The following is an 11,879-nucleotide window of genomic DNA, read 5'->3' as shown; positions in this document are numbered from 1 at the left end:
AGAAGATTATGCATAACTCATATGAAGTTAGCGCATCTACAAGTAGGTTGCAAATTCTGCTACCAACTTAAAACATTTGTTCATAAACCTGAGGTTGCAATATTTTTTTCGTTTGTTCTGTTGTTAAATAAATATCAAGTTGAGGCGCATCTTTCGTAATCTGATTTGCCTGATAGTGCAAACCTACCCCTTCACCATCAAAGAACCAGTCAGCTTGTCCCCAATATAAAGTTTTTGGGGCTTGTTTTTTGACATCGGCAGTTTGCTTTTTCAACCAGTCCTGATACGCGGTTTGAACAATTTGATGTACTGTCGGTTGCTGGTCTTTTTTAAGCACATCAAGCAACGTTAAGTTTTTATGCAGTTTACGATCCGCCACGAAAAAATAATAACGGTCTTTTATAGTGATCTCTTCTTGTTTACTGTCTAAAGCCAATTGCAATAACACATACTGATTACGCTGCGAGGCAATGCGTGTACGAATGTGTAATTCATAAGCACGATTTTTAGAATACTTATCTTGCCATTCATCCGACTTTTTCACGTAAGCATTAATCGCTTGTTGAAGGCTTAAATCTTTTTTCAAATTAATTTGAGCCTGAATAACTTTCGCCTGATTTTTTTCAATCCAGCTATTTAACCACGCATCTTGGGTTTTTATGGTTTGAATATCGACATCAATACAATTTTTCTTTTCACAAAACGGCACTGCATAATTTGCTTTGGTTTCGGTCAAATTTAAATAAGGTAAAACCTCTGCTTTCTCAACCGGATGGTCTTGAGTAGAAGCTGAATTTTCTTGAGAAGATGATGAAGACTGAGGCTTTTTCCAGACAAATACACAAATAGCCAAAATTAGAGCTATGGCTGCAACCACAAGCGCAATAATTGTCTTTTTACTCAAGTTCATTTCATCATCCTTTCTTATTTTTCAAAACAAAACAGCTTCTATTCGAAGCTGTTTGTCACATTTACATGATTAGTGTTCACGTGTGCTACGGAACTCAATATCAGGCCAACGCTCTTGCATAATCTGCAAGTTCACTCGGCTTGGCGCAAGATACGTTAAGTGTCCGCCACCATCAATAGAAAGTTGGTCATGTGCCTTTTTCTTAAACTCATTAAGAATCTTTTCATCATCACAATGAATCCAGCGCACTGTATTTACACTTACTGGCTCATAAACACAGTCAACTTTATATTCTTCTTTCAAGCGGTAAGCAACAACGTCGAACTGAAGTACACCCACAGCTCCCACGATCAAATCATTGCTAATTTGTGGCATAAATACCTGAGTTGCACCTTCTTCAGACAACTCTTTCAAACCTTTTTGCAACTGTTTTGACTTTAATGGGTCTTTCAAACGTACACGGCGGAACATTTCCGGCGCGAAGTGAGGAATACCTGTGAAGTGCAAGTTTTCACCGCTAGTGAAAGTATCACCAATCTGGATTGTACCGTGGTTGTGTAAACCAATAATATCGCCCGGCCATGCTTCTTCTAAGTGCTCACGCTCGCCTGCAAGGAAAGTCAACGCATCACTAATACGAACTTCTTTACCAATACGTACGTGATTCATTTTCAGGCCTTTCTCGTATTTACCTGAACAAATACGCATGAAGGCAATACGGTCACGGTGTTTAGGGTCCATGTTGGCTTGAATTTTAAATACAAAGCCAGAGAAACCTTCTTCTTTTGCTTCAACCATACGCTCTTGCGTTGGATGTGCTTTAGGTTCAGGTGCCCAGTTCATAAATGCATCGAGAACGTGGTCAACACCAAAGTTACCTAATGCTGTACCAAATAAAACCGGAGTTTGTTTACCTTGTAAGAAAAGTTCACGATCTAATGGCTCATTTGCCATTTGTACAAGCTCAAGTGACTCTTCAAAAGAAGCCCAAGCTAACTCACCAACTTTTTCACGAATATCGGCGTGATTATAGCCATCACGTACTTCAATATCGGTAATGGTTGAACCAAAACCTGCTTTGTAGACATACAATTTATCTTCAAGAATATTGTATACACCAGCAAAGTCACGACCCATACCAAGTGGCCATGTAATTGGTACACAGCGAATGTTTAAGACATTTTCAATTTCATCTAACAACTCAAGTGGCTCACGAATTTCACGGTCCATTTTGTTGACGAATGAAATAATTGGTGTGTCACGCATACGACACACTTCCATCAATTTGATGGTACGTTCTTCGACACCTTTTGCACCGTCAATCACCATCAGTGCAGAGTCAACAGCAGTAAGGGTACGATAAGTATCTTCCGAGAAGTCTTCGTGCCCCGGTGTATCGAGTAAGTTAATCGTGTGACCTTTATATGGGAACTGCATAACAGACGTGGTGATTGAAATACCACGTTCTTTTTCCATTTCCATCCAGTCAGATGTAGCTGCACGATCAGATTTACGGCTTTTTACCATCCCTGCAACCTGAATCGCTTTACCCCATAACAACAGTTTTTCTGTCATGGTGGTTTTACCGGCATCGGGGTGGGAAATAATAGCAAATGTGCGTCGTTGAGCGACCTGTGCCGCTAACTCATCTTTAAAACTCATGAAATACACCTACTGCGGAGATTGCAGTGCCAAAGATCTAAAGTCGATCAAAATAAAAATTGGCGTAATTGTAGCAGATTTATAGGTCCTGTTTAGAGATTGTTGAGTTGTCTATCCGTGTTTTCATATTTGGAATATTTTTAATTGAGCCATTAAAAAAGCCTGTTCAATATAAACAGGCTTTTACGAATGAACTGAACAGCTTATGCCAATTTCTTTTCTTCAATAAATTGGACATCGGCAATTTGTGCATCCCAAAACTCAGTCCACAGTGTACAATAATCAAGACATAGTTGAGTCAAGCTTTCATAATCATCTTTGGTAATGGCTTGAGCCAACGCAAACCAAAGGTCATCTTGATGGTCATCATCAGCAGCTTCAGCTGTTTCATCTGTTGAAACGCCATGTACATGGTAATAACCACCACCCTCAACATCGATATTTACAAACTTGGTTGCTTGTCGCAATGGTGGGCTAAAAAGAATAACTTCTTCTTCTGCCACCGCCAATAATGCCACCACATTAATATAACGATCGTAAGAAGCTTCTAAAAATGTTCTCACCTGATCTGCAATTTTTGAAGGTTTATAATTACGGCGGTCAGCCTCAGTCAAACCATAGTCATTTAGCAAATCTTCATATAATGGATAATGTGCATATTCAGGGTTGCCTAAATAATAATTATCTTTATCTAAACCCGGTCGAAAACCAAATTCATCTAATATATTTAAGCTCAACAACACCCGTGGAAACATTTTAGCGCCCGAGTGAAGCTTTGGCTCCAATTGTTTTGTCAGAAACTGCGCCTTTAATAAAGCATCGGTAAAAATCTGAACAATGGCATGACGATATTCTAAATGAATACGAGTCAGGGTTTGTTTATCAAGATAACCGTTATTTAATATTTCAATTGCAGGGTGTTTACTTACTGGCAATTGCGCAATTTTATTCCTTAATTGTTTGAGAAATTGTAAGTTTTCTTCCCATTGTGAAGCGGGAATACTATCTTTCATCCCCTGCAATGCTTTTTCTCTTGGATTATTAAAGTCTTCAAATTTTTTTGACATAATCATTCTCAATAAAAAGTTTTTCTTATAGTTAAGCTAAAGGCTATCCCTCTATTTCCATTACGTATTCGAACGTAAAAAGGATAAATTCCGTATACCCATACTTAACGAATTGATATTATGTTTATTATCTCAACAAATCAATGGATTAATTAATATTATTTAAAAAAGTAAACTATTGCCAATAAAATATTTATTTCTTTATTTATCAAGGCAAACCAAGCTATTGAATAAATATAATTTTTTAAATATCATTAAATAAGTTTTATTTAAGCTTTCATACTTTACAATAGCAAAGTTAATCAAAAAATATCTATGACGGGGCAACCAATGTCAAAAAGAGAAACGATTATAACAACAGCAATGACCCTTTTTAATCAGAAAAGTTATACCTCTATTGGGGTAGACAAAATTATTGCTGAATCTAAAGTTGCAAAAATGACTTTTTATAAGTACTTCTCTTCTAAAGAAGTTTTAATTGAAGAGTGTCTTCGCCGAAGAATTTTAGAAGTCCAAACTTCTTTATTAGATAAGGTTAATAGTGCAGATGACCCATTAAATAAACTGAAAAGTATTTTTAATTGGTATATCGACTGGATTAACACTGAAGATTTTAGTGGTTGTTTATTTAAAAAAGCAACGATAGAAGTCCTGCAGCTCTATCCTTCTATTAAAAAACAAGTAAATAAATACCGTGAATGGATTTACAGTTTAGTTTTATCTATATTTTTAGAGTTAGAAATTGAAGATCCAAAAGTATTAAGCAGTCTTTTTCTTAACATTATAGATGGGCTTATTATTGACGGGACTATTAACAAACCAGAAATTAACTCTGAAGAAACATGGTCTTATATAAATAAACTCATTGAACTTGAAACAAAACAAAAATATGAAGCCGCTTAAAAAAATTTAATTATTACGGCCCTTTACCATATTATAAGTTTTATTTTGAAGATGAGAGGATCTGTAATACATGCTCTATCAGGTGATCAGATCTGTTTTTTTATCTGGTTCAATATAATGTTCAGGTTGATATGTTTTAAAAGCATAACCACCTGAACTTTATATAAATTTAGTTATCCCTAATATATTAATTAATAAACATATAGATTTTAATAAGTTAATCTTTAAGAAAAATACCCTTTAAAATATAAGCGAATAACAGTTCTCTCGTATCACCCCTAGTTTCATCTAGCAGCTGAATAATCGCACCATCTAACGTAAATAAAAACATATCACTATCGCTTTTCGTGGCATCTTTCTTCACGGTTAAAAGCAGTTTATAAACTTCAGTAGTTAACCAATGCCGATACTGTATAACCACTTGATAGGCTGCGGGATAGAGTTTCTCAATTTCAAAAATAGCCCTAAATAGCAAGTGGTAATAACCATCCAGATTAGTATGTAAAAAGAAAATCTTTTTGAGTTTTTCTCGCAAGATTAAATCTTTTTGTATGTAAATGATTGAGCGTACTTGTTCTTTTAAGACGTCTTTTTGAAAGTTTAGGCACATTTCAATAAGCCGTTCTTTAGAGTGGAAATAGTTATAAAACGAAGCTTTTGGCACCTCTGCTTCTCGCACAATGCGGTCTACTCCTACGTTATGAAAACCATGTTTATTAAAAAGATATCGAGACTTATGGAGCACGCTTAACGCGCGAAATGAGAGATCTGAATATGGCATATAGTTACCGTTATAAAATAATTTCTTGTTGTGTTTAAAAGAGATAAAACGACTGCAACTTTTGCTCTAAGCAAAAAAAGCATGCAAAGGCCCCAAAGACTGCCCTAACGCATCTCAAGTTTTATTGTTGATATGATTTTTAGTCGTGAAGAACTGACGCCTGAAAACCTAAAGGTGATCAAACTGCATTAAAGACTAACTGGGAGGTGTAAAAATAGTATGCACAGCCAACTCCTTATTTTGGGAGTTCTGCCAAAGCATTAATAAAAGATTATGGTGGCAGAACGAGCAAGGGTTCGCAGACTGATAGTAAAGAATCAGCACACCCAAAGGTGTCCCTCACTCGTCCTACCGCAACGAGCGAGGGACGATTGTACACACAAGACTACTCCTCAGAGGGAATAATCTGATGCCTTTACTAATCGGTCTGCGACAACCGGCTGGCAATGTAGGCCAGCAGGCAAAGGATAATCTGAGAGTTTAGAAGTGTCAATGTGGAATTTATGACAAGTTTTAAAAATTCTTATTATTTTTCATTAGATTAACTAAATTATTATTTTAGATATTATATTAAGTGGTATTTTATAAATTTAACCAAATATCTAGGTTAAACAAAATGAGCACCTTGCGACTGAATCAGTTGCCCTACATTTACAGGCATACCCAACAAATAACCTTGGAACTGCTGACAGCCCAAGCGTGTTAAAATCTCAACTTGTTGCTGTGTTTCCACCCCTTCGGCTGTTACGGTTAAACCTAACTTTTTCGCCAAATGAATAATACTTTCTAAAATGACTTCTTCTTTTGAGCCCGGTTTTAAATCGACAATAAATCCACGGTCAATTTTAAGTTCATCAACTGGTAAATCTTTTAAATATAAGAAGCTTGAGTGCCCTGTTCCAAAGTCATCAATTGCCACCCGAATACCCATATCGCGCAGTCGCTCACAAGCACGGATGCTTAAGTCGATATGCCGCATTGCGGTTGATTCGGTAATTTCAATAATGAGGTGATGAGGCTGAATTTGGTATTTTTTTAATAAGCCTTCGAGAGTACTAAAGAGCTTTTTATTTTCGAACTGCAAGGCCGATAAATTGACTGCGATAGGATAAAACTGCGTATTGCTACGTTCCCATTCCTGAATTTGTTGGCAAGCTTGCTCAAGCGCCCAATATCCCATTGGAATAATTAAACCTGTTTTTTCCGCGCCACCAATAAACATATGCGGTGTCAGCATACCTAAAGACGGATGGTTCCAGCGAATGAGTGCTTCTACTCCACAAATCTCAAGATTGGTATTAAATTTTGGCTGGTAATAGAGAACAAATTGTTTTTCTTCGACTGCTTTGTATAAATCATTGATCAGTTTTGACTGACTTCTTGTTTCTTGTTGATGGGTAGAATAACTAAAGACGGTATAAGTATTGCGGCCCTGCTCTTTAGACATCAGCATGGCAGCATCGGCATTCATCAGCAGGTCTTGAACATTTTGCCCATGTTCAGGGAACAGTGCGATACCTAGACTTGCTGAAATATTAATTTCTTTACCGGAAATTTGGTAACTGTCTTGAATAAGATGTAATACTTTTTCAGCAAGTTGCATTGCCTCTTCAGTATCAGTGTTTTCAGCAATTAGTAAAAACTCATCCCCACCAATTCTAAGCAATTTACATTTTTCATTGAGTTGCCAATGTAACCGATTGGCCATTTGTATAAGCAGTTGATCACCAATGTGGTGTCCAAACGCATCATTTACCGATTTAAAACGGTCTAAATCTATATAGAGAAAAGCAATTTTTTGGTCTTTATAACGGTGATCTGACAGGAGAACTTCGGCGTAATCCACTAAATAAAGTCGGTTTGGTAATTTAGTTAAGTTATCTTGAATAGAGAGGTTGGCTAATTCTTTATTGGCTTTGCGCAGTTCTAGATTTCGCTGGTTCAGTCGTTGTTCCAGCACGGCAACAATAAAACTCGCGACCAGCACCAAACAGGTAACCAAAATAATTGTAAATAACAGCAAGTCATGTTCAGCCTGATATTGGCTTACAAACTTATCGGTAATATTTGTCGAAATAAGTGCCGTATAGTGCATCCCCATAATACTTAGGGTCATCATCACTGCAAAGGCTAATTTTAAACTTATACGGTGACGTTCACTTTCTTTTAATTTATAGGCCAGCAAGAAAGCTAGTCCCGACCCGCTCATGGCAATTAAGACAGAAAATAAAATAAGAAAAGAGGTATAGTCTTTCTTATAAATATCAATATTCCAGCCTAACATACTCACATAATAAGAAGCAGAAATTCCAATTCCCATAATGACTGAGCTTAAAATGAGTCTAAATATAGGAAGTGTAAAACGAGAAGTCAGCCAAATTGCGACACTTGAAAGTACAGCACTAATTCCAAAAGCCAGTGTAATTAAAGGGACGTTCGAGGAAGCTGCTTCAAATAAATGGTAAGCATGCATGCCGACAATATGGACAATACTAATCGCTGCTGCGAGTAATAATCCATTGAGTAATAGAATAAACGGCTCAATCTTTTTATAAGTTTGCTTAAATATTAACTGCTCCATGGAAATCACAATATAGCAAATAGCGCCAGCCGCAATAAAAGAGCCGACGATCAATGTGCTATCGTAATCAACATGACCCATATTGGACTTCCATGATTATTCAATACTTTTTTTTATTTTGTTCAACTCATTGCACAAAATACAATTAAACACGTTAAAGAAAAATTAGTAAATTCGACTTTTTTAGTCAGTTATAAACAATAACATTATCTAACATTTGGTCAAGTATTTTTTACTTTAGAAATCAATAAAGTAAACAAAAATTAAGCATCCAATTATATGAAAAATATAGGATTTCTTAAGTCTAGGTCAATTGACCTTAATGATGTTTTTTTAAACTTGTTTTAGGGGCTAATAAAATAAAAAACCCTGCATTTAGCAGGGTTCTTTTAAAAACAATAGAAAAGAGAATTAGTTTTTCTCTTTGTCTACAATCTTGTTCGCTTGAATCCAAGGCATCATCGCACGTAATTTAGCACCAGTTTGTTCAATACCGTGTGCAGCATTTTGACGACGACGAGCTGTCATAGATGGGTAGTTCAACGCACCTTCTTGGATGAACATCTTCGCGTATTCACCAGATTGAATACGTTTTAATGCATTACGCATTGCTTCACGAGACTGTTCATTGATTACTTCAGGACCAGTTACGTATTCACCGTACTCAGCATTGTTAGAAACTGAGTAGTTCATGTCAGCGATACCGCCTTCGAACATCAAGTCAACGATTAACTTAAGTTCGTGTAAGCATTCGAAGTAAGCCATTTCTGGTGCATAACCAGCTTCAACCAAAGTTTCGAAGCCCATTTTCACTAGTTCAACTGCACCACCACAAAGAACTGCTTGCTCACCGAATAAGTCAGTTTCAGTTTCTTCACGGAATGAAGTTTCGATAATACCTGTACGGCCACCACCTACGCCAGAAGCGTAAGAAAGCGCAACGTTACGTGCATTACCAGAAGCGTCTTGGTGAATTGCGATTAGGTCAGGAACACCTGAACCACGTTGGAATTCTGAACGTACAGTGTGACCAGGAGCTTTAGGCGCAACCATGATTACGTCTAAGTCTTTACGTGGAACAACTTGGTTATATAGAACAGAGAAACCATGAGCAAATGCTAAAGTCGCGCCTTCTTTGATGTTTGGCTCAATCACGTCACGGTAAAGTTGTGATTGGAATTCATCTGGAGTCAAAATCATTACGAGGTCAGCTTGCTTAACTGCTGCTGGGACTTCAGCAACTTTAAGACCAGCGTTTTCAGCTTTCTTCCAAGAAGCTGAACCAGCACGTAAACCTACAGTTACGTCTACACCTGAGTCTTTAAGGTTAAGTGCATGAGCATGACCTTGAGAACCGTAACCAATAATCGCAACTTTCTTGCTTTGGATGATTGATAAGTCACAGTCTTTATCGTAAAAAATTTGCATTTGTGTTCTCCGCTAAAATACTTTTTAAAAAATTAAATGGCTAAAACTTTTTCGCCACGGGCGATACCTGATACACCTGAACGAACGACTTCAAGAATGGTGTTTTCTGCAAGCGCATCGATAAAACCATCTAATTTTTCAGTTGTCCCTGCTATTTGAATGGTATAGGTCGTTGGTGTCACGTCTACAATTTGCGCACGGAAAATATCCGCAGTGCGTTTAATTTCAGCACGTGAAGCACCTAATGCTTTTACTTTGATTAGCATGAGTTCACGCTCAATGTGTGAACCTTCTGATAAATCAACTACTTTTACCACCTCAACAAGCTTGTTGAGCTGTTTCGTAATTTGTTCGATCTTATGGTCATCGCCATAAGTCGTTAACGTCAAACGCGATAATGTCGGATCTTCGGTTGGTGCAACATTAAGTGTTTCAATGTTGTAGTTACGTTGACTGAATAAGCCCACCAAACGAGAAAGCGCACCAGCTTCGTTTTCAACGAGTACAGAAATAATGTGTCTCATTAAATGCGCTCCCCTTTAGAAATCCACATATCACGCATAGATTGACCTGCAACCTGCATTGGATAAACGTGTTCGCTACGGTCAACCATAACGTTGATAAATACGCATTTATCATTGATTGCCATTGCTTCTGCAAGCTTAGATTCAAGTTCATCGGCATGATTAATTTGAATGCCTACATGACCATAAGCTTCCATTAACTTGGCAAAGTCAGGTAATGACTCAACATAAGAACTTGAATGACGACCTTCATAGTTCATATCTTGCCATTGTTTCACCATACCTAATGCACGGTTGTTCAAGCACAAGATTTTTACATTCAAGCCATATTGTTTACAGGTTGAAAGTTCCTGAATACACATCTGAATTGAAGCTTCACCCGTAATACAAACAACTTGTTGGTCTGGGAAAGCAAGCTTCGCAGCCATTGCATAAGGTAAACCAACACCCATGGTGCCAAGACCACCTGAGTTGATCCATTGGCGAGGACGTTTGTACTTATAATAAAGTGCACCAAACATCTGATGTTGACCTACGTCAGAAGTAATAATGGCATCGCCATTGGTCACTTTATATAAAGTTTCAACAACCTGCTGTGGCTTCATAGTGCCATCAGATGGATTTTCATATTTCAAACCATGAACTTTGCGCCATTCATTGATTTGAGACCACCAAGCCGCAATTGCTTCAGGATTTGGTTTAGACACATTTAATTGTTTTAACTGTGCCAACATTTCTTGAAGAACTGGCTCTACTGCACCAACGATCGGAATATGCGCCATAATCGTTTTTGAAATGGTTGCAGGGTCGATATCGACATGAATCACTTTTGAGTTCGGGCAGAATTTGGCTGGATTGTTTGTTACGCGGTCATCAAAACGCGCACCAATCGCCAAAATTACGTCTGCATGGTGCATTGCCATATTGGCTTCATATGTACCGTGCATACCCAACATGCCAATAAACTGTGGGTCATCGCCCGGGAATCCGCCTAACCCCATAAGTGTGTTAGTTACCGGATAACCAAGTAAATGCGCAAGTTCGGTTAATAACGCAGAAGCATTCCCTTGTACGACACCACCGCCTGTATAAATAACAGGACGTTTTGCAGTTAGTAATTCATCAATTGCTTTACGAATTTGACCAGAGTGGCCGCGTGAAGGTGGTTGATATGAACGCATCTTCACTTTTTCAGGATATTCGTATGCAAACTTTTCTGCAGGGTTAGTCGCATCTTTAGGAATATCGACTACAACTGGACCAGGGCGCCCACTTGATGCGATATAGAATGCTTTTTTAATAATTGCAGGGATTTCACTTGCGTGGCGGACCTGAAAGCTGTGTTTCACGATAGGACGTGAAATACCAACCATGTCAGTTTCCTGGAAAGCGTCTTCACCAATCAGATGTGATGCAACCTGGCCAGACAAAACCACCATTGGGATTGAGTCCATATAAGCTGTTGCAATTGGAGTTACTGTATTGGTTGCGCCTGGACCAGAAGTGACCAGTACTACGCCTGTCTTACCTGTAGCACGCGAGTAGGCATCTGCCATATGACCAGCAGCTTGCTCATGGCGCACGAGGTAATGATTGATTTTGTCTTGTTGAAATAGCGCATCATAAATATGTAATACTGCGCCGCCTGGATAACCAAAAACATGTTCAACGCCTTCGTCCGCAAGAGCGCGAACGAGCATTTCACCACCAGATAAAAGTTCCAACGTGATTCACCCTAAAATCTTATATCACTATTTTATGGAAGGCATAAATAGTGTTTCATTCATTGAATTGTCTGCACTGTTATAGCACACATATTGTCTAGTTTTCGTTGCAATAGAAAAATTTCTGTTTTTCAGCCGTATAAGCTGTTTTAACATTAATAAAGCATGTCTGGATATACATACTTTAGTAAAATCAATCTCTCGGCTAGAGAGAATGTCTATTACAAAACATGACAGTTATTCGAAGGGTGATCGAGTAAATGCATATAAAACTAGAGAAAGCATTTTTGTTGTTTCTA

9 protein-coding genes are annotated in these 11,879 nt (G+C 37.8%); 1 reads left to right on the top strand and 8 read right to left on the bottom strand.

Annotated elements, in window-relative coordinates:
* Nucleotides 1–67: 67 nt before the first annotated feature.
* The 3 genes from EGT34_RS14015 to EGT34_RS14005 form a co-directional block, all read right to left on the bottom strand.
* Nucleotides 68–910: a hypothetical protein gene (locus tag EGT34_RS14015; RefSeq protein ID WP_001054078.1), complete on the bottom strand. Its 843-nt coding sequence runs from the start codon at nucleotides 908–910 to the stop codon at nucleotides 68–70.
* Nucleotides 911–979: 69 nt separating this feature from the next.
* Nucleotides 980–2,572 (bottom strand): peptide chain release factor 3, encoded by a 1,593-nt coding sequence (locus EGT34_RS14010; protein WP_000008538.1) that lies wholly within the window; start codon nucleotides 2,570–2,572, stop codon nucleotides 980–982.
* Between the two features lie 203 nt (nucleotides 2,573–2,775).
* Complete coding sequence (locus EGT34_RS14005; RefSeq protein ID WP_000037375.1) at nucleotides 2,776–3,639, bottom strand: hypothetical protein; 864 nt, start codon at nucleotides 3,637–3,639, stop codon at nucleotides 2,776–2,778.
* Between the two features lie 330 nt (nucleotides 3,640–3,969).
* Here EGT34_RS14005 and EGT34_RS14000 point away from each other — a divergent pair, with 330 nt between their 5' ends.
* Nucleotides 3,970–4,542: a TetR/AcrR family transcriptional regulator gene (locus EGT34_RS14000; protein ID WP_000043984.1), complete on the top strand. Its 573-nt coding sequence runs from the start codon at nucleotides 3,970–3,972 to the stop codon at nucleotides 4,540–4,542.
* 217 nt (nucleotides 4,543–4,759) lie between these two features.
* Here the strand turns inward: EGT34_RS14000 and EGT34_RS13995 are convergent, their stop codons facing one another.
* The 5 genes from EGT34_RS13995 to EGT34_RS13970 form a co-directional block, all read right to left on the bottom strand.
* Complete coding sequence (locus EGT34_RS13995; RefSeq protein WP_024437438.1) at nucleotides 4,760–5,323, bottom strand: TetR/AcrR family transcriptional regulator; 564 nt, start codon at nucleotides 5,321–5,323, stop codon at nucleotides 4,760–4,762.
* A gap of 607 nt (nucleotides 5,324–5,930) precedes the next feature.
* The gene (locus EGT34_RS13985; protein ID WP_000510211.1) at nucleotides 5,931–7,985 is read right to left on the bottom strand and encodes a GGDEF domain-containing phosphodiesterase; all 2,055 of its coding nucleotides are present in this window, start codon (nucleotides 7,983–7,985) and stop codon (nucleotides 5,931–5,933) included.
* Nucleotides 7,986–8,315: 330 nt separating this feature from the next.
* Nucleotides 8,316–9,332, bottom strand: coding sequence for a ketol-acid reductoisomerase (gene ilvC / locus EGT34_RS13980; RefSeq protein WP_001165443.1), 1,017 nt, complete (start codon nucleotides 9,330–9,332; stop codon nucleotides 8,316–8,318).
* Between the two features lie 32 nt (nucleotides 9,333–9,364).
* On the bottom strand, nucleotides 9,365–9,856 hold the full coding sequence (gene ilvN, locus EGT34_RS13975) for an acetolactate synthase small subunit (protein WP_001215920.1): 492 nt from the start codon (nucleotides 9,854–9,856) through the stop codon (nucleotides 9,365–9,367).
* Nucleotides 9,856–11,580 carry an acetolactate synthase 3 large subunit gene (locus EGT34_RS13970; RefSeq protein WP_000422094.1) on the bottom strand — a complete coding sequence of 575 codons (1,725 nt, stop codon included), beginning with the start codon at nucleotides 11,578–11,580 and terminating at the stop codon, nucleotides 9,856–9,858. The genes ilvN and EGT34_RS13970 overlap by 1 nt, the downstream gene beginning before the upstream one ends.
* Between the last annotated feature and the right edge of the window lie 299 nt (nucleotides 11,581–11,879).

Source organism: Acinetobacter sp. FDAARGOS_558 (assembly GCF_003937785.1).
Classification (GTDB): domain Bacteria; phylum Pseudomonadota; class Gammaproteobacteria; order Pseudomonadales; family Moraxellaceae; genus Acinetobacter; species Acinetobacter baumannii.
This window is presented reverse-complemented; position numbering and strand designations above follow the sequence as displayed.